This window comes from Acinetobacter sp. BD54 (genome assembly GCF_044778325.1).
GTDB lineage: Bacteria > Pseudomonadota > Gammaproteobacteria > Pseudomonadales > Moraxellaceae > Acinetobacter > Acinetobacter baumannii.
This window is the reverse complement of sequence record NZ_JANJEP010000004.1, coordinates 119,584-138,885: the sequence shown is the minus strand read 5'-3', so window position 1 is coordinate 138,885 and position 19,302 is coordinate 119,584. Positions and strand designations below refer to the sequence as shown.

Annotated in this window: 20 protein-coding genes and 3 pseudogenes; 16 read left to right on the top strand and 7 right to left on the bottom strand. The window is 38.0% G+C overall.

The genetic code is table 11. The features are described 5' to 3' along the window. Position 1: 1 nt before the first annotated feature. Entirely contained in the window at positions 2–1,078 is a 1,077-nt protein-coding gene (locus NQ782_RS08060) for an OmpA family protein (protein ID WP_017403325.1), read from the top strand. Then, positions 1,047–1,175 (top strand): annotated as a pseudogene (locus tag NQ782_RS08055) (transposase); the annotation flags it as partial. The gene NQ782_RS08060 and the pseudogene NQ782_RS08055, both read left to right, overlap by 32 nt. 4 nt (positions 1,176–1,179) lie before the next feature. Here the strand turns inward: NQ782_RS08055 and NQ782_RS08050 are convergent. Next, a pseudogene (locus NQ782_RS08050) lies at positions 1,180–1,497 on the bottom strand (integrase core domain-containing protein); the annotation flags it as partial. An 87-nt stretch (positions 1,498–1,584) separates the two neighbouring features. Here NQ782_RS08050 and NQ782_RS08045 point away from each other — a divergent pair. From NQ782_RS08045 to NQ782_RS08035, 3 genes and pseudogenes are all read left to right on the top strand, one after another. After that, positions 1,585–1,915: pseudogene (locus tag NQ782_RS08045) on the top strand (transposase). 291 nt (positions 1,916–2,206) lie between these two features. Next, the gene (locus NQ782_RS08040; RefSeq protein ID WP_004992792.1) at positions 2,207–3,439 is read left to right on the top strand and encodes a hypothetical protein; all 1,233 of its coding nucleotides are present in this window, start codon (positions 2,207–2,209) and stop codon (positions 3,437–3,439) included. Between the two features lie 388 nt (positions 3,440–3,827). Beyond that, a complete protein-coding gene (locus NQ782_RS08035; protein ID WP_004992793.1) occupies positions 3,828–4,772 on the top strand; it encodes an inovirus-type Gp2 protein in 945 nt (314 codons plus the stop codon). A gap of 63 nt (positions 4,773–4,835) precedes the next feature. On the opposite strand, the gene NQ782_RS08030 is transcribed toward NQ782_RS08035, so the two are convergent. From NQ782_RS08030 to NQ782_RS08015, 4 genes are read right to left on the bottom strand one after another with little or no spacing between them, the layout of a single operon-like run. Next, positions 4,836–5,492 carry a hypothetical protein gene (locus NQ782_RS08030; RefSeq protein ID WP_004992794.1) on the bottom strand — a complete coding sequence of 219 codons (657 nt, stop codon included), beginning with the start codon at positions 5,490–5,492 and terminating at the stop codon, positions 4,836–4,838. 12 nt (positions 5,493–5,504) lie between these two features. After that, positions 5,505–5,732 carry a hypothetical protein gene (locus tag NQ782_RS08025; RefSeq protein WP_004992796.1) on the bottom strand — a complete coding sequence of 76 codons (228 nt, stop codon included), beginning with the start codon at positions 5,730–5,732 and terminating at the stop codon, positions 5,505–5,507. Beyond that, on the bottom strand, positions 5,733–5,861 hold the full coding sequence (locus NQ782_RS08020; RefSeq protein WP_004992797.1) for a hypothetical protein: 129 nt from the start codon (positions 5,859–5,861) through the stop codon (positions 5,733–5,735). Between the two features lie 2 nt (positions 5,862–5,863). Further along, positions 5,864–6,118, bottom strand: a complete 255-nt coding sequence (locus tag NQ782_RS08015; protein WP_016654408.1) for a hypothetical protein — start codon at positions 6,116–6,118, stop codon at positions 5,864–5,866. A 313-nt stretch (positions 6,119–6,431) separates the two neighbouring features. Between NQ782_RS08015 and NQ782_RS08010 the strand changes: the two genes are divergently transcribed. Next, complete coding sequence (locus NQ782_RS08010) at positions 6,432–6,701, top strand: hypothetical protein (protein WP_153565638.1); 270 nt, start codon at positions 6,432–6,434, stop codon at positions 6,699–6,701. Here the strand turns inward: NQ782_RS08010 and NQ782_RS08005 are convergent. Continuing rightward, a complete protein-coding gene (locus NQ782_RS08005) occupies positions 6,679–7,164 on the bottom strand; it encodes a hypothetical protein (protein WP_016654407.1) in 486 nt (161 codons plus the stop codon). The genes NQ782_RS08010 and NQ782_RS08005 overlap by 23 nt on opposite strands. Before the next feature lie 225 nt (positions 7,165–7,389). Here NQ782_RS08005 and NQ782_RS08000 point away from each other — a divergent pair, with 225 nt between their 5' ends. The 4 genes from NQ782_RS08000 to NQ782_RS07985 all read left to right on the top strand — a co-directional run bounded on the left by NQ782_RS08000 (position 7,390) and on the right by NQ782_RS07985 (position 11,082). Beyond that, positions 7,390–7,677 carry a hypothetical protein gene (locus NQ782_RS08000; RefSeq protein WP_016654406.1) on the top strand — a complete coding sequence of 96 codons (288 nt, stop codon included), beginning with the start codon at positions 7,390–7,392 and terminating at the stop codon, positions 7,675–7,677. 52 nt (positions 7,678–7,729) lie between these two features. Next, on the top strand, positions 7,730–8,773 hold the full coding sequence (locus tag NQ782_RS07995) for a DUF932 domain-containing protein (protein ID WP_016654405.1): 1,044 nt from the start codon (positions 7,730–7,732) through the stop codon (positions 8,771–8,773). A gap of 154 nt (positions 8,774–8,927) precedes the next feature. After that, positions 8,928–9,968 (top strand): YqaJ viral recombinase family protein, encoded by a 1,041-nt coding sequence (locus tag NQ782_RS07990; RefSeq protein ID WP_016654404.1) that lies wholly within the window; start codon positions 8,928–8,930, stop codon positions 9,966–9,968. Positions 9,969–10,152: 184 nt separating this feature from the next. Further along, positions 10,153–11,082: a hypothetical protein gene (locus tag NQ782_RS07985; RefSeq protein ID WP_016654403.1), complete on the top strand. Its 930-nt coding sequence runs from the start codon at positions 10,153–10,155 to the stop codon at positions 11,080–11,082. A gap of 141 nt (positions 11,083–11,223) precedes the next feature. On the opposite strand, the gene NQ782_RS07980 is transcribed toward NQ782_RS07985, so the two are convergent. Further along, complete coding sequence (locus NQ782_RS07980) at positions 11,224–12,432, bottom strand: IS256-like element ISAba26 family transposase (protein ID WP_000343018.1); 1,209 nt, start codon at positions 12,430–12,432, stop codon at positions 11,224–11,226. Between the two features lie 111 nt (positions 12,433–12,543). On the opposite strand from NQ782_RS07980, the gene NQ782_RS07975 reads away from it, so the two are divergent. The 6 genes from NQ782_RS07975 to NQ782_RS07950 all read left to right on the top strand — a co-directional run bounded on the left by NQ782_RS07975 (position 12,544) and on the right by NQ782_RS07950 (position 19,285). Next, entirely contained in the window at positions 12,544–12,876 is a 333-nt protein-coding gene (locus NQ782_RS07975) for a hypothetical protein (protein ID WP_209796438.1), read from the top strand. A gap of 3 nt (positions 12,877–12,879) precedes the next feature. Then, complete coding sequence (locus NQ782_RS07970; protein ID WP_267581184.1) at positions 12,880–15,567, top strand: DEAD/DEAH box helicase family protein; 2,688 nt, start codon at positions 12,880–12,882, stop codon at positions 15,565–15,567. A gap of 24 nt (positions 15,568–15,591) precedes the next feature. Continuing rightward, positions 15,592–17,103 carry a DUF6035 family protein gene (locus tag NQ782_RS07965; protein ID WP_004738127.1) on the top strand — a complete coding sequence of 504 codons (1,512 nt, stop codon included), beginning with the start codon at positions 15,592–15,594 and terminating at the stop codon, positions 17,101–17,103. Then, entirely contained in the window at positions 17,100–18,104 is a 1,005-nt protein-coding gene (locus NQ782_RS07960; protein WP_000877142.1) for a Fic family protein, read from the top strand. The genes NQ782_RS07965 and NQ782_RS07960 overlap by 4 nt, the downstream gene beginning before the upstream one ends. Positions 18,105–18,289: 185 nt before the next feature. After that, entirely contained in the window at positions 18,290–19,051 is a 762-nt protein-coding gene (locus NQ782_RS07955) for a PP2C family serine/threonine-protein phosphatase (protein ID WP_000102846.1), read from the top strand. A 21-nt stretch (positions 19,052–19,072) separates the two neighbouring features. Continuing rightward, entirely contained in the window at positions 19,073–19,285 is a 213-nt protein-coding gene (locus NQ782_RS07950) for a DNA translocase FtsK (RefSeq protein WP_016654393.1), read from the top strand. The last annotated feature ends 17 nt before the right edge of the window (positions 19,286–19,302 follow it).

Sequence of the window (19,302 nt, the reverse complement as noted above, 5' to 3'; positions counted from 1 at the left end):
GATGAAATATGTCACACCTGCCTTGCGTCAATTTTATCGTGGTGCTGCAACTGTTGTGGTTTGCTGGAGCGTGATGGTTTGGGCAAAAAATCCTGATCATTTGGCTGCACCTGTTATGGCGCAAGATTCTCCAGATACTACAGCCCAGTCAGGTATTTATAATTCAAAAGATCAACAGGTTGCTGCCTTGCAAACACGTCTCGTTCCTTTTTTGAATGAACAGGGAATTGAACGTTATCATGCTGTCAAAGCAGCCGCATGGTTGACTTATGCAGCCCATGAGGGAAGTGAAAAAAGTGCAACGGTTGCGCGAAAGGAGGCCCTTGCCCAGGCGGAAATGATTATAGTGGCATTAGAGCAAGGTCAGGCTAAGCAGTTAAGTTTAACCACACCGATTCTGTCTACCTCAAGTGTAATGCGTCGGGATTTATGGGCAAATACTGAATTATTGAAACAGCATGCAGGTTTTTCCTGTGCCCAGTCTCAGATTGCACAGGCAGAGGTGATGCTGGTCTGGGCAGCCGCTGAACATTGTGAGTTGGGCTGGCGACATTCACGGGAGCTGTTTTTATCAGCACAGCGCTTAATTGATCAGGCAAATAGTCGGGCGTTTAGTTGCAGTGCAGATGTTCCTCAACAGCTTCCGAAAATTAGTTATCCATCTTTACAGGAACTGAATGGCAGTGAGCAGGGATGTCATGGTGTGGTCGGAACATGGCCGATTTGGTCGCCACAACAAAAAACAGTCATCTCTGAAAATAGCCAGGTTGCTGATCAACCTGTGCCGGATGTTGTACATTTTGCTTTGGATCAGGCAGTTTTATCGCAAGATTCCATCAATGTGCTCAATCAGATCGTGAACTTCCTAACAGCACATCCAGCTTACACCTTGACACTGTATGGATTTACCAATCAGCAGGCAAATGAACAATATAATTTAAAATTGTCCTTGCGTCGTGCGCAGGCAGTATCTCAATATCTAACTCAGCAAGGTGTTGCCCTAAATCGTATTGCGACAGAGGCAAAAGGTAAGACCCAGCTGATTAAAAATGAAAACCCGTATCACACAAATGGATAGCCAAATCCTATCCCTATACACCAAAGGCATGACGACACGAGATATTGTTGCCACATTCAAGGAAATGTACGATGCGGACGTCTCCCCAACGCTTGTGTGATTCATAGAGATCGTTTCAATTTAGCGATCTCTAAATCCATCTTGTAATTGGCGTGTTGAATCCGTTCATTGGATGGGTTGTATTGCTTCTGGACCTCATCAGAGAAAGGGGTTTCTTCACATAATTCAAAGTACCTTTCCATCGGTGTTTTACCTTTCAAAGCTGAATGTGGTCTCATCCAGTTATAGTCATGCTGCCATTCGGCTAGCTTGTCTTGGATATCTTCAGAATTAATATCGACAGTAGCGTAGAACTCAGATTTATCAGTCTTTTGAGAACGCTCTACCTTGCCATTCAAATGAGGTGAACCTGGTTTATTTGTAAGCGTCCGCTGAACACACCTTCTGAATTCATCCTATAAGCCTTAATTTAGTCCCCACTTAGAAACAAGTGGGGACTTAAATTTATGACTACAAATAACCAGACATCCATCGCATCTCTTACGAAAAAACGAAGAACATACAGTGCTCAATTTAAACAGCAGATCGTTCAGGCTTGTAAAGCGCCGGACGTTTCAATTGCTTCAGTCGCTTTGCAACATGGATTGAATACAAATCTTGTATCCAAATGGATTCGCTTAATTGATGCTAAGCCAGGGGATGATCGTTCCCCCACTACCGAATAAACCTGCATTTATTGCCTTATCCTGTTCTGGACCATTAGATCCTACTCCTACTGACATATTAACGGTTCAAATTACTTTACCCCACTCAAAAGCAGAAATTGGCTTGAAATAGCAAGTATCAGAAATATCTGCTTTAGCAGAATTACTCAAGGCGCTTGCAACATGATCCGTATTAATGAAATCTGGATATCTACTCAGCCCGGCGGCTGGAACAGGGCAAATTTCACTGGGCTAAAGTTCACCTTGGTGAAACCGTGGCCCTCAGCCGAAATTTAACTATAATGAAAATTTGGCTGAATTATATGAATCACAAACCTTACAAAGATTGGATAATAAGCTAATAATTTTGGTAATATGATCTACAAATTTGATCTCTAAAAATAGTTGAAATGCAGGTGTGGTAATGTCTTTAGTTTATTTCAGTGACAAAATAATTAAAAATATTTTTCACAACCTTGGCATCGACCTGAATCGCAGCGGTTTTCTGAAACACAGGGATGAGTTGAATCTAGGAGTTTTATTGGAATTGATACTGTTTATAAGATCACTAGATAAGATGAAAGGACATTATTTTTTAATCACATGGAATAAGTTCTATTTTCCGGTTTCTGCTTATAAGTTTTATCCTTTTAAATTTCTTAGTAATGATCTTGGTCTGAAGAATACCCGTAGGATGCATATTGATAATGTGGAATATAAAGTCAATTTATTTGAGTCGACATCACGGGTGGAGCTGTATTACGAGGTTCTCGATTTACATATTAAAAATGAGAAGTTAGTGAGGTTGAATGAACAATTACGTCCCACTCTGAATGAAAGAAGCAAGCCTACACAATTTAACGTTTTGCCTGCGAATTTCTTCCCTGATGTGTTTAGTGATATGAGTGTCGAAAATATTGCTTATATGGATGAATTTCTTGAAAAGTTCAGAAACCATGAGGAATTTATAAAGCGAAAAAATGACGAAAATAAAGCTATCAAAAAATTTCACGAATATTGTCATTATTTTAATGATGTAATGAGTCTAAATGCCAAAAGTTTTATTTTTACCCTTGAATTTCTTATACATGGTCTACAGAAATTATACGATCATACCCTCATCAATCTAAAAAAAGACTTTATGAACGCAATCAGGGGCTACAGGCAACTTGCTCAGATTTCAGGGTATATGGGGTTCTGGGATCTGGCAGAAAACAATAAATTGTGCTTCAGGATGATGTTCATTGTGCCTGATATTGGCATTGAAGCAGAAGAATGGATTGAAGATATCAGTTACTATTGGGAAAACATCTATTTTAATAAAATTAGAGAGGAGGAAATATATCAATTTACAGGCACAGATGCGATAAGATTTGAAGCGGTTGAGCTGCCTGTTGCATGGTCACATAAAAAACTTATCTCCCATTTTTTAGCAGTCGGCAAGAATAATCAGAATATGAAAAGGTTGATTTGTGAACATGCTGTTGCTTACATCGTACTATCTGAATTTTTTTACTGCCCATTCGAGCTTCAGCTATACCTGAAATCCATTAAGATGATTTCTGAGGAACAGTCTGAAGTGGATCAAGTGTTACGTCTTGAGGGGAAAAGAATGTACAGGGTGTTCAGAGGAAGCCTGCCAAAAAATAAAAATTAGTGTAACTTTAGCCTAAGCAAAATCCGATAGATTGGCGATTAGCGTTATGTAGATGAACGAACTTATCGAAACTACAGTGTAGAGTGCTTAACAGGTAATATATATTATTAACTATAAGTAATATATAAATAATATATTAAACATAAACAATATCTTATCTAGTTGATTGAGACACTTAGCACAGTATAGCCCATACTCAAATGGGCTATAGACTATGTATCAATAACACAGTATTAAAATATTCAGAACTAACCCTATAGTATGTTCCAAAGTCTATGAGCATATTCAGCTAAGCAGGATGATCACAACATCCTGCTTTAGAATCAAGATCAGTAAAAAAATATATTCCTCACTTACATATGAACCTTATGTTTCAGTGAGAACCTAAATGTACCAGAATATTCAATATGATCAGCTTTACCATGAAGCAGAAGTATTGGCAGCAGTAGACCATTTCATTCAAGAAGTTTGCTTAGGTAGTTATGATTTATATCATCAAAACCTGATGATAGACCTACAAAAATTAGTTCAGTCATTTAAGCCAATCTATAACGCTAATTTTTTCTATTGCAATACAGTGCAGATATTCATTGAGGTGGTGAACATCGTTGATCACACACTCCGTCTAATGCCGCAGGCAGACCATGATTGTATAGTCTGTTTTGATGATATGACAGTCTGGCATATTCTGACTTATATCCAATCATTATCAGGCTGTGTAAAACAGCAACTGATTGATTTTCAACAACGTGAATTAGAGAATCAGCATAGCCTTTTTGATTATACATCCACACTCATTCATCATTATGCGAGAACACTGGTGGTTCGAGTGGATTTATCTATCAAGAAAGAATATCAAGCCTTATACAACATCCAAGTGTTCAATAAAGCGCTAGAAACATTGCTACGGCGTATAGCCGATCAAGATACTTGTTTTAGTGGGTTATATGGTTATGCATGGGCATTAGAGCATGGGGTTAGTAAGGGCTACCATTGCCATCTTTTGCTTATGTACGATGGAAATATGCATCAATGTGGTTTTGAAATGGGGCAGTGGATAGGTGAGTGCTGGAAGCAGATTACACACGGATATGGTTATATTTTTAACTGTAACCATTCCGACTATATGGCGATCTATGAAGCGATGGGGACTTTAGGGATTGGTATGATTCATCGTAACAATGCCAGTGAAGTCTATAACTTTCTTAATTATATTGTCCCTTATTTGGTGAATGGCGAAAAAGAACAGCAGCATCTCCGAGTGAAAGATTCAGCCTATATGCGTAGCTTTGGCAGAGGAGTGGTTGATTCAAAAAATCGAAGAGGTTTATAAATATTGAATTTTCAATAGAGAACACAACTATCAGCAGTGTTCTCTATAGGGTCGGGTTTGAGATTAAAATGATAAATTTACATTGCCCTGATCTGTAATCATTTCAGCTTCAATGACCTGATCACCACGGCATTTCAGTAAATAGGATACCGTAGAACTATAGTTCATTTGCACAGGAATTTTGCTATAGAAATCTCCTGTATAAAAACCACAGCGACCACGGTTAATATTTAATCCCTCTAAAGTGAAGGGTTGTTCAGAAGTGGACTGAATTTCCAAAATATATTCAATTGCACCAGGCACATTAAACGCTGATTGAGATTCCCGACTGGAAATTTGGGCACGAACAGATATCTCTGGTTGCTCCATCTCCATCGGAATATTATTGCTATATTCAGGATTGTTGGGATCAAGATCAGACTCCATCATGGATTTGAGTGCTTCAGGATATTTATCCCAACTCTCAAGAAATGATTGAGCTTGTTTGACCGCAGCAGGGAGATATTCGGTATCATTTTCTACAATCTGAGTTAAAGCTTGTACTTTGGCTTCAACCTCTTCCTTGCTATATGGTGCATATTTAGATTGCTCCTGCTGTGTAGCAGTATTAGATGAGCTGCGTTCAGCTTGATCTGTAGCACTTTGTTGAGCTTGCTGATTGTTTTGACTACATGCGATCAGTAAAGTTGAAAGTGCTACAATGGAAAGTATTTTTTTCATGAATGCACTCCTTTATAACTTAGGTCTAATAACAACGAACCAAATGAATAATAGAATCAAAATACCACCGATGATTTTCCCTACTGTTGGAAACATTACCGCAGGCCAAACTAAGCCTTGTCCTAAATTGTAGGTAAATGGCTTATAGTTATACTGTCCCCAAAAGTGTTGATAGACGGCAAAGAAAAAACCAATCACTAAGTAGCCACTGATCACCCATGATTTAATATTTGAACTCATTTACTTTCCCCCAGCGGCAAATTTTGCCAATGCTATAAAAATTCCCATTAGGATCATGAAGCCAATAAATGGCAATCCTAAAAAGCAAATCACTGCAATAATGCAGATAATGCCTGCAAGTGTTCTCATGGCTATTCCTTCATGCACTGATAGGAAGAATTGACCATATCCATTTGGAAAGATTCAGATTGCTGTAAGGTGTATAGATTGTTTTTGAGTCCATCCTCTCCATATTTACTTTCGAGTTTGTCATAAATACATGAGCAGGTACTGCCATCAATCCCGCCTGTTTTACAACCACTGATAAATTGACGTTCAGTTTTACTAGCACAGCCTGATGCCATAAGTGCAAGTGTGATGAATGCAAGTGAAATAAGAATTTTCATCATTCCCCTTAATTTTTATTGTGTTATTTGGTGTGTAATAAATTTTGCTGATGTACTGAAACTCAGGCGAGACAAAGCTTTCCAAAGCTAAATCGCATTTAGATCAGTCGAATGAGCAAAAGTTGATGTGTGTTGCTAAGGCAAAAAGGGGATGGAAAATCGTTTTAAGGAAAACAATAAAGATAGAAAATGCTTAGTCATGGGTATGACTCCTTTGGCTATGAAAGAAGTTTCACCGCATTACTGCTAAATAATGGTGGCGAAACGAAAGAGGGTTAGCAGACTGATAGCCAATGGATCAGCACACCCGAAGGTGTCCCCCTCCCGTTCCGCCGCAGAGGGGGCACGCAGGGATTCCCACCAAAAAGTTAAACTTTTTAGTGTATGGCTAAACGGTCTGCTAAAACCGACTGACGATGTAGGTCAGCAGTTGAATGATAAAATTAAGGTTGAAGTTAGTCAATCAAGCAATATTAAAAAAACAAGTAAAATCAAAGGTAGATATGCTATTTGTGGTAAATGCCCAATTGTATTGGGCATTATGATTGAATCAAAAACTATTATTTTTTATCTGGAAGGCTAGAAGTAAATGCCTCTTGAGGAATCGGTATCTTACGTGATTTAAATATTCTTTCAGATTCAGGTATTTGTTGCATTTGATCTTTCATCCACTCTTGAGACATAACGGGATGATTACTTAATTTTTTCATAGAGGCTTCAGGGTGGAATGGAACTTTAGCCACCTTTGCTGGGAATATCCCCAGTTTATTTAGTTCAGCCTCATAATGATTTTTAAGGTCTAGTGTGCTTTGTAGTTGTTCCTTGAGTGCTTTAATTTCATTTTGCAAATTAGAAATAATTGCATCCTGACCTAACTCTATTGGAGCTTTGATCGGTTTAGTATTTTTAAGTGCCTGAAGAGAAAGCTCTTCATCAATAATTCCTCTTTTTATTGGTATTAGCATCCCTGTTTTCTTTGCGTATGTAATTTGTGCTTGGGTATAACCATATTTATCACAGAAGTCAGTAATACGAATGTTGGTCATGAGCTTAAGAATTCCCAATTGATTGCGATGAAGTAATTATCTGATAATGTCTTTTATTATAAATTAGACATATAAAAATTATCTGATAATTATCTTATTCTAAATTATTTCAGATATATAACATCCTAATGAGAATCATGAAGCTCTTTAGAGTACACATGAAAAATGAATATTAAGCCTGCCATCGTGCAGGCTTTTTTATGCCCAAAATTTAGGAGTCAAGTCATGAGCTTGAATTGTCCCTTTTGTCATTCAACCGATATCATGATTGTTGAAGCGAATGCGCAACAAGCAAATTCAACATTATCAAATCTTGCATCACCCGCAGCTTTAGGGGCCTTAGGCACAACCGTTGCGAAGTCTTTGAATTTACCTCCCATCGTTGGAGGAATTGCAGGAACTGTACTTGGTGGTTTGTTTAATTCTTTTACAGAACAAAGCACACCTCCACAGCAAAGTTTGTGCTTCTGTCATAACTGCTACCAAAAATTTCCAACGCATCTTCTGCACTAAAGATCGTTGGTATTAACACAGAATCAAATTTCAAATTAAAAGGAATACAACCATGGCACATCAACTTGAACAAATGGCTTATGTCGGTGAAACCCCTTGGCATGGACTAGGAAATCAACTAAGTCAAAACCAACCGATTGAGGTCTGGGCACAGCAGGCAGGCATGGACTGGCGTATAGAGTCATCTAATGTCAGTTATATGGCACAGAATGAACGTGGACAAAGCATCATCATGCCGTATGCAGACCAGCGTGTACTGTATCGTTCTGATACTCATGCACCCTTGTCAGTGGTCAGTCAACGTTTTCAAGAAGTCCAACCTCGTGAGATCTTAGAGTTCTATCGTGATCTAACTGAACAATCAGGCTTTGAATTGGAAACCGCAGGCGTGCTTAAAGGTGGTAAGAAGTTCTGGGCGCTGGCACGTACAGGTCAATCTACTGCACTTAAAGGCAAGGATGTCAGTAATGGCTACATTCTTCTTGCAACCGCTTGTGATGGCACCTTGGCAACTACGGCACAATTCACTTCCATTCGTGTTGTCTGCAACAACACCTTGGCGATTGCTTTACGTGGTCAGAACAGTAGCGCAGGTGTAGTGAAAGTTCCGCATAGCACCAAGTTTGATGCAGATAAGGTCAAACAGCAATTGGGTATTTCAGTTCGTGCATGGGATGAACACATGTATGAGATGAAGCAGCTCAGTCAGCGTAAAGTCACCCAGTCTGAAGCCGCAGCCTATTTTGATGCGGTATTTAATAACACCACAATGAGTATTGCAGATCAGGAAGAAAATATTATTCAGTTCTACCGTGATGTTGCAACTCAGGCAGCAAAGGCAAATGCCAAGGAAAAAGCTGAGCCAAATGCCAAGGCGATGACTAAAGCAATGGAGATGTTTAATGGTCAGGGGCGTGGTGCAACACTTTCATCGTCTAAGGATACCGCTTACGGATTACTCTGTTCGATTACGGAGTTTATCGATCACGAGCGTCGTGCCATGAGTACAGATCATCGACTCGATTCAGCTTGGTTTGGTGCAGGAGCAGCGATCAAGCAGCGTGGACTAGAACAGGCTTTACGCATGGTGTCATAGCGTAGAAGGTTAAGTTTTTGCAATAGAAAGTTAGACCTATCCTTTCGATTCTAAAGATAAATTTACATTTTAAAAATAATTAAACCACATCTTCGGGTGTGGTTTTTTTATGCCCTTTATTTGCCACCATCCATATAAAATGAGGAAGCAAGCTATGAATACAGCAATATTAAACCCATCCATTCAACAAGCCAGCAAACCCTTTAATGCCCCAAAACTGTTTACAGCAAAACGCTTGGTCAATACTAAAAATATGACTCAATCTGACTGGCTTGAAGTTCGTCGCCAAGGTATTGGCAGTAGTGATTGTGCAGCAGCCTGTGGATTGAATCCCTATATGTCGATGCTCGAACTTTGGATGATCAAGACAGGGCGAGTCAAACAATCGATTGAAGATGAAAGTTCAGGTATCGCTCCACTCTATTGGGGTAAGCGGCTAGAACCATTGGTGGCTGAGTACTACAGCATGCATACCAATAACAAGGTACGCAGAATCAATGCAGTGCTTCAGCATCCAGATCCTGATAAGCATTTTATGCTTGCCAATCTGGATTACTCCGTTGTGGGTAGTGATGAAGTTCAAATTCTGGAATGCAAAACAGCAGGAGAGTACGGCGCAAAACTTTGGCGAGAGGGTGTGCCTTTATATGTCTTGTGTCAGGTACAACATCAATTGGCAGTGACAGGCAAACGAGCAGCACATGTTTGTGTGCTGATTTGTGGTCATGAAACCAAAATCTTCAAAGTGACGCGCTCCGAATCCGTGATCAAACATATCATCAATGCGGAACGTTACTTCTGGGATTGTGTGGAAAAAGATATGCCACCTGATGCAGATGCCAGTGAGTCCGCAGCCAAAGCCATACAGCAGCTCTATCCACAACATATTCCGTTGACTGTTGAAGACTTGAGTCATAACGAACAAGCCAATCAATTGTTTGCTCAACTGATTCAAGAAAAGCATCACATTGAGCAGCATCAAAATAACTTTGATGAAACTAAGCATCAAATCCAGATGTTGATGAAGGATGCTGAACGAGCAACCTTTGCCACTGGTTCAGTGACGTGGAAGAAATCCAAAGACTCAATCGGTTTAGACAGCAAAGCCTTACTCAAACTTCACCCAGAAATGCTTGAGCAGTTTCCGCAAAACAAAGCAGGGACACGACGTTTTCAGATCTATACCGATGACTGAATCCATCACATCAATATTTCCAGTCTTCAAAAAAGCGCAAAAAACCACCCCCGACCTACCGACTCCCGAAGGAGCGGTAGGCCAACAATGGCGGTCTTTGCATTTCATCTGATCTTTAAACGGTTTTGTATTTGCTTACATAACAAAGGGTCAATAGTAAAATTTTATTTAGAGGAAAATTATCATGATTAAAGGTCTAGCGATCACACCACCGATCCTTGGACGTATCAGTATTGGTAAAGTCGTTGAAAAGAACGGTAAGCGACTGCCTGAAAAGGACGACCAATTTACCATTACCAGCCAGATTCAAAGCAAGGAGGGGTGGATCAAGCATCCGCTTGATGAGCAATTACGCAGTAAAGCACCGAATCAAAAACTCCGTACCATTCCAGTACGGATGATCTTCAATGATCCTGATTTGAATCTTAGAGCTGAGTACACTTTGTTTGACCGACAGACTGGGCGACCTATCTGTGTCGGTAATGGTGAAACTTGCCAACGTTTAACTAATCAAGGCGTAGAGCAACATCCTTGTCCATCCCCTGATTTATGCTCATTGGCACAAGGAGGAAACTGCAAGCCCTATGGACGTTTACATGTCAATTTGGATGAAAGTGATGAACTCGGTACATTCATTTTTAGAACCACAGGTTTTAACAGTATCCGCACCTTGGCAGCACGGCTAAATTATTACCATGCAGCATCGAATGGATTGCTGTCATGTCTACCGTTACAACTGACCCTAAGAGGTAAGTCCACCATGCAAAGTTATCGAACTCCTGTGTATTACGTAGATTTGACACTCAAGGAGGGAGTCAGCCTGCAACAAGCGATTCAGACAGCTAAAGAGATTGATCAACAAAGCAAAGCGATGGGTTTTAATCAAATTGCATTAGATCAAATGGCGAGACAATGCTTTGCCATTGCACGATTTGAGGTGAATTCTGAGGAAGGATTCGATTTAGTAGAGGAGTATTATACGGATAATGTTGTTGAATCTGAGCAAGTACAGCCTGACACAAAAGCCAAGGTGAAGTCTAAATTTAATCAGGAGAAGGCTTTTGTGCAGGACATTCAGCAGGGGTTGCAGGGGAGTGTAAGGGCTGTGAATTAGTCCATTTTCTAAATTTAGTTTTGATAATTGTTGGAGAAATAAAACGTATTTATCAGATGATTAGATATTTCACATAAACCAAATCATTAGGATTAAAGAAGTCATTGGAGCCTGTAAATTATTTTGTGTAAGTTCCATTTTTTATAAATGATCTTTTAATCGATCATCGAACTGAATCGTAAACCAATTCATTGCTAAACGCCAATTTTGAATTGGCATCGTCCATTTCTTCGCAGCATTTGATGTTGCTAAGTAAATGACCTTCTTTACTGAGTCATCAGATGAAAAGATTTTCCTTTTCTTCGTTGAATGGCGTATTACGCTATTCAACGACTCAATCGCATTTGTTGTATAAATTGCATGACGTATTTCGGCTGGATAGCTAAAGATCGTTCGGATATTTTCCCAATTGGCCCGCCAGGATTCTCCAATTTTGGGATACTGGTGATTCCATTGATCACAGAAGATGTCTAGGGATTTTAAAGCATTTTCCTCTGTACTTGCCTGATAAATCGCTTTCAGACCCGACGTAACAGCTTTGTAGTCTTTCCAGCTTACAAATCTCAGGCTATTGCGTACAACATGCACGATACACAGTTGAATATCAGTATGAGGGTAAACAGAGGCTATCGCGTCAGGAAAGCCTTTTAATCCATCTACACAGGCAACAAGAATGTCCTGTACTCCTCGATTTTTTAGCTCTGTCATGACTGACAGCCAGAATTTGGCACCTTCTGTCTGAGCAATCCACATACCCAGTAATTCTTTTTGCCCATCCATATTGATGCCTAAAGCAAGGTATACGGACTTGTTAATCACATTGGAGTGCTGACGGACTTTGACAACAATACAGTCAAGATAGACAACAGGATAAAGGCTATCTAAGGCTCTATTTTGCCACTCAGTCACTTGCTCAATCACAGCATCGGTAACTTTGCTGATGAGAGATGCTGACACATCGGCATCGTACATTTCTTTGAAGAAGGCTACAATTTCCCTATTAGTCATTCCTTTTGCATACAGTGAGAGGATTTGGTCATCCATACTGGTGATGCGTGTTTGGTGCTTTTTTATAATTTGTGGCTCAAATGAACCTTCTCGATCACGGGGAATATCTAAAGCCAGTTGTCCATCTTGAGTTGTAATGGTTTTAGAACTAAACCCATTACGGCTATTTGAGCCTTTCTTGGGCTGATGCTTTTCATAACCGAGATGGTCTGAAAGTTCAGTATTGAGTGCAGTTTCAATCATGAATTTTTTAAAGACTGCTGTCATTTGGTTTAAGTCTTCTGGTGTTTTTAGACCTTTAGCCAATTCGGCAGCCATACTTTTGATTGTTGCTTCATCCATGTGAAGTACCTTTTGTAATTATCCTCTGAAGGATAAATGAAAATTAAGTACTTACACAAAATTTAGAACAGTCCCGGTAATTTCCAATTTTTTAAGCTTTCACAAGAACCTTTGTTTGATGCAAGTGGCCATATACGTGCCGATGTCTCGTTCTCTCAATTAGCTGAATTTGTATGGTTTTCTGAAACAGGAACTGGTTATACGGGAAAAGCTGATTCTCCTTTACTAGGGGTATTTGAAGGTCGTGCCATTTATCTACTTTATAATGGAATTTTAAAAGATATTACAGATGAAGGTGGAAATATCCTTACTAAGCAGGTATTTGATGTTCTTCCAAAATTTGATGGGGCTAAAGTGATTTATGCAGCTGCCAATCGTTTAGGTATTAAAGCTAAACGCAAAAATATTGTATTTAAACAAACACCTTATGCTTTAGAGGTTTAATCCATGACTGCGTATATTGCTAAAGAATATCAAGATCAAGTATTAGAGAGTGTACAAACATATTTTCAAGCATGTCATGAATTTGAGAATGCTTCGACCGCATTTTATGCAACTGCTGAAAGATTATGGGGAAAAGGGCAAACTTATAATGCTTTGAATGGTTTTGCCTTAGATATGCCGTATTTTTGCTTACGTGTACCTACAGGTGGAGGGAAGACATGGTTGGCAAGCAAAAGTGTCACATTAGTTAATAAGCATTTTTTAAGAGTTTCTCAAAGTGTCGTTTTATGGTTGGTGCCAAGCAAGACGATACGTGAACAAACTATTACTGCTTTAAAAAATAAACAACATCCATATTCAGCAGCTTTACGTGAAGTAGGTGAAGTTACAGTTATGGATATTGAAGAGGCAAAAAGCATTACTCGTTCAACGCTTTTAACTTCAACAGTTGTTATTGTTGCTACACGCCAAGCCTTTCAAGTAGAAGAAGAAGAAAGTAGAAAGGTTTACCAGAACAATGGTGCGCTAATGCATCATTTTGAGCATCTAACAGCAGAACAAAAGTCAGAGTTGTTAACAGAGGGTGAAGGGAGTGATCTAATAGTTCCAAATTCTTTAGCTAACGTTCTTAGATTACATCGGCCCTTTATTATTGTAGATGAAGCACATAATAGTCGTACTGAACTTGCTTTTGATATGTTAGCTCGTTTTAAGCCAAGTGGTATTATGGAGCTTACAGCAACACCAGATACAGTGAGAACTCCAACCAATGTTTTACATAGCGTCTCTGCTGCTGAATTAAAAGCAGAACAAATGATTAAATTGCCGATTGTTTTAGAAACAGAATCAAATTGGCAACAATGCTTAGCATATGCGATTCATAAAAGAGAGTCTTTAGAACATATAGCGTTAGAAGAACAGAGACAAGGTTTTGAATATCTGAGACCGATAGTACTTATTCAAGCCGAAGCAAAAAGTAAAGTTCGTGAAACATTGGATATTTATGCTGTACTTAATGAACTAGAAAATAATCAGAATATTCCAAGAGAGCAAATCGCTCTTGCCACAGGAGATGAGAAAGAACTTGAAGAAATTACAGCAAAATATCCTAAAGGAATTTTAGATAAGGCTTGTAAAATTAAGTATGTAATTACTCAAAAAGCTTTAGCTGAGGGTTGGGATTGCCCATTTGCTTATATTTTAGTGAGTATGGCTTCTGTGCAATCAAGTACAGCAGTTGAGCAATTATTAGGGCGTATTCTTAGACAGCCAAATGCATCACATAGACAGAGTGAACAGTTAAATCAATCTTATGCTTATGTTGTATCAAAAAGTTTTTCTGATACAGCTGAAACTTTGAGAGATAGCCTAGTTGAAGGGGCTGGTTTTGATACTAAAGAAGCGGCTGAATTTGTTAAAGCAGGTACGGGTGAGCAAGCTCGTTTGGACTTTGGAAATTCTAAAATTATTGTGAAACCAATAACAATTCCGTTACCTGAAAAGCCAGATTTAAAGTCTGTTACACCTACGGTAAAAAAGAAAGTAGAATGGAATAATAAAACCAATGAATTGACGATTATTACCCCGTTGACTAAAGAAGAGACTGTGGAACTAACGAAAACTGTTTCACAACTAGAGTCAGTGCAGCAGATTGAGAAAGGGGCCGAGGTTAGCCGTCAATCTATCGAATATTTTCAGACACCTGCGGAATTGGGTAAAGAGTTTAAAGTCCCACTATTAGCATTATCGGTTCAGGGCGAGCTTCAATTATTTGATGATCCAGAAGTTCTTGAATATCCTTGGAATTTAACAACAGTAGATGCAAAAGTTTTGCATGATGATATTTCAATTTTAAATTCAGCTTATGCTTCAAATGATTTTGGAACTTTAGATATTGATGAGACTAAAGGTAAGGTAAAAGTTACTTTTCTTCCAAAACTTCAGAGAGATTTAGGTTTGGTGTATAAACCTGAAAATTGGGATGAAGTCAAATTAGCAACTTGGTTCTGTAAGAATATCTTAGAAGAATCGTTAACTCATGAGGCTAAACGAAATTTTGTTCTTGCGTGGCTAAATGATTTGTTAAGTAAAGATGATTTTGATTTGGCTCGAACAAATACTCAGAAATATATAATTCGTCAGTTGATTGAAAAAAGAATTAATATTTTACGAAAGGAAGCTGTTAATGATGCTTACCAAAATTTCTTATTTGGCAATGATGAGCTTCATCAAATAACAGTCTCAAACGAACAAGAATATCAGTTTAATTTCCATCCAAATGTTTATGCACCTTCTCGCGATGATAATGGTGAATACGGATATTATGCATTTAACAAACATTACTATGGCCGTATTGGGGCTTTTGATAGTGGTGAAGAGTTTGCTTGTGCATGTTGGTTGGATCAGCAAGCAGTTAAAGGAAATATTGAGTTTTGGGTGAGAAACTTAGTTCGTAAAGAAGGCTGTTCTTTTTACTTGCAAAAGGGAAATGGTCGCTTCTATCCAGATTTTATATGTAAACTACCTAATGGAAAAATTTTAGTGGTTGAATATAAAGGGGCTGATAAGTGGGAAGCTGCTAAGGATGATCGCCAAATTGGGGAGCTATGGGCTAATTTATCAGAAGGACAATGTAAATTTATTATGATTAAAGATAAGCGCTTCGATCTGATTGAGAGCTTGTTAAGCTAATTTAAGTAATAGTTGGGAGAGTACATGAAGTTAATTCATATCATTGATACCGATCAAAATATTTGGATTGATGTTGATGTATTCTTTCAACAATCTGAAATGGAACTTACACAATGGCGTAGTAAAATAAGAGAGCAATATAAAAGGAATAAAACCAAGCCTCATTTTACATGTGCTTGGTGTCAATCACCTGTAACCCTCGCTAGACGTACAGATCACATGCAGATCAACACTTCGGCAACATTCTTTTTCAGACATATTCCTGAGTTGGAAAATAACCCAAACTTCAAGTGTCCTGTAAAGCATATTAAACAGCTATCGGAGCAAGAAAAAACTGCTTTAAAGTATCAGATTGCGAAAGAAACCCAACAACATAAATTGCTAAAAGAGAATATATATAAGAGTCTGCAAGTGGATGAATCTTTTAGTGATATTCATATTGAACAAGTTCGTAAAAGCATTGACCTAAAGCAATGGCGTAGACCAGATGTATCTTCATTATATAAAAAGCAATTAGTTGTTTTTGAAGGACAACTTTCTACAACTTTTTTGAATGTGATTATTGATCGTAAGATTTTTTATCAAGATAACAATGCTTGCTTACTGTGGATTTTTAATCATTTTGAACCAACAGAAAAAGCGAAGAAGCAGTCAATGCAAGATATTTACTACAACAATAATGCAAATGCCTTTGTAGTGAATGATTCTACAGTCGCTCAATCAATTAAAACAAAAGTTTTTACTTTAGAGTGTCATTATTTAAAGCCTGAAATAAAGAATAATCAAATCATTAATCAGTGGAATACTGAGTTCGTCGAATTCCAAAACTTAGTCCAGAACGAAGCTACAAAGCAAATATACTTTTTTGATTATGAAGCTGAATATCAAAAGCTAAAGCAAAAATTAGGCTTACGACATAGTTATTTACAAGAGAGTAAGAATCAAAAAGATAAACTAAAAGTTCAGAAATATATCGAATCACTAGAACGGGTTGATCTTGATACAAAAGTTCCATCAAAAACTAAATCTGAATTATTGGTCGAGTTTACTAAACTATGGATAAAAACTCATTACCTTACCGACAATCAATTCAACTATGAGTGGTTTTCTATTCGTAAAGAGCTTGAGCTAATGGGAATTAGTACTCCTAAATATCTTTTACATGCGCCCTATAAAACAGTGGTTAACTCAATTTTAAGTGCAAAATTTGGCTATGCTGTAGGTAATAATATTAACGATATGATTAGTGTGGCTCATAACTTGATGGAACATCATCCAGCTTACATAAAGCATTTTATGCTTACTTTGAAAGTAACTGAAAAACCTAACTTATTGAATGAGAGAGATAGTTCGGGTAAATGGCAAGAACGCTATAAAAAATATACCCAACAGCCTGAAAGCACTAAGATATACAAGCATGATTTAAATCAATTTATTGAGTTTTTAGTGCCAGAGTTTGAGGGGCGGTTGATTTCTTGGGGGGAAAGTAGTGCATCTTATTCTAATGCACAATTTAGTGGAGTTAGCCAAAAATGAAATACCAACCGCCTTATACCATCACATCTAAAATCATTTACCTGATTGCTCAGATCAGTGAAAATATAGGGCGTTTGACTGTTTTAGAGGAAATTCAGGATAGATTAAAACTGCGAAAAGCCAATCGTATACGTACTATTCAAGGTTCACTTGCAATTGAAGGGAACACTTTAAGTACGAAACAGATCACGGCGATTCTAAATGGTAAGACCGTAATTGCACCTCCAAAAGAAGTTCAGGAAGTGCGTAATGCGATTAAAGCCTATGAAGCCTTTCAGCAGTGGCAACCAAGTCAAGAGTCGGACTTACTACAAGCTCATCAAATTTTAATGACAGGCTTGATTGATGAAGTTGGTCAGTATCGTCATGGTGGTGTCGGTGTAATGTCAGGTGATCGAGTGGTGCATATGGCTCCGCCTGCAAATCAAATTAATCGACTGATGGTTGACTTACTTGATTGGTTAAATGATAGCGAAGTGCATCCTCTTATCCAAAGTTCAGTATTTCACTATGAGTTTGAATTCATTCATCCATTTGCGGATGGCAATGGGCGCATGGGAAGGCTATGGCAAACTTTAATATTAAGCAGATGGAATCCAATCTTTGCTAATATTCCTGTTGAGAGTTTGATCTATCAAAATCAAAAAGCCTATTATGAAGCATTACAAGCAAGTACGGATCGAACAGATTCAGCACCTTTTATAGAATTTATTTTGCAGATGATTTTAGATGCAATTCTTAGTTCAACTGATACCGCTCAAGATAGCGGTCATGTTACCGCTCAAGCTTACGTACAAGTGAGCGATCAAGTTCAGCGTTTAATTTCAGCAATGAAGCTAGAAGACTACACTTTGGCTGAGTTGATGCAATTGGTTGGTTTAAACCATCGGGCAACATTCCAAAAGAATTATTTGAATCCAGCAATAGAAGCAGATTTGATTGAGCGTACTATTCCAGATAAGCCGAAAAGCCCTAAGCAAAGGTATCGTCTTAAATCATGATTTAGCTTGAAAAAATATTTAGTTACATTTTTACTTAAACAGTTAAACATGAATGAGAATTAAAAAGCGTAAAGTAAGTTTTAAATTAAATAATTGATTATTAATCAGTAACTTATACAAAATTTTTCTTGATTGTGTTATCGGGTTTTGGTAAAAAAAGTACTATTAAGTTTGAGATCAATGTGATGAGTACTTTTGAAATGCAAGGTCTGACATGGAAGGCGAGGTCAAAGTATCAACAAGATGCCATTTTGATTGAAAATAAAGTTATTCAACATGATGGACTCATCACTAAACTATATAGCCATTCTGAAAAAGAACAGTGGTGTGTTGCTGTAGCGGATGGGATTAGCAATAGTCCAGTAGCTGAGCAAGCAGCCTATACAGTTTTAAATGCTTTAATGCAAAATAAAAAGATAGAAACTTGTCAAGCATTTACCATTCAGCAGTATCTTGTCGATCAATTAGCACTTCAGAAAAATAGTTTTGGAGCCAGTTCAACACTTGCACTCATTCAAAATAATGGCGAACAAGGTTTTGTGACAATTCAACATATTGGGGATAGTCGAGTATATTTGTTTAGCCAGCATGATCAAAAGTGGCACTGCCTGACGAGAGATCATAATTATCTTGAACAGTTAAGAGGAAATGGCGAGATAAAAGAAGGGGAAAACTATGCCAGTATTTATGGTGCATTATTACAATACTTTTGTGCTGATCCTTTGCATGAAGTGATGGATTTTACAACAACAGAAGAATATTTGACTGAGAATGATGCCTTATTGGTTTGTACAGATGGTGTGCATGATGTGATGGAGTGTGGGGAATGGCTTCCTTTAAAAGCAGATATGGAGCTTCGAACATGGTTACTCAATATAAAAGCGTCATTAGATTCAAAACAGGCGTATGACAATGTCAGCATGGTCTTAGTACGAGCAAAAATTTAATTCATTGAGAATGGGGAAATTATGCAATCAGATGATATTTTTGAACGTGCCAAATTATTCACAGAGGAAGTGGGTGTCGTTTCTGTATCGAGTTTACAACACCATTTTTTAATTGGGTATTCTCAGGCTGAACAACTACTTAATCAGTTAATTGAAGAAAGTATTTGTGAAGCTACAAAAACTTTTGTTCTAGATTATGGGTATGGCTATAAATTGCATCAAGGTATGAAATAACAATTTTAACAGTTAAA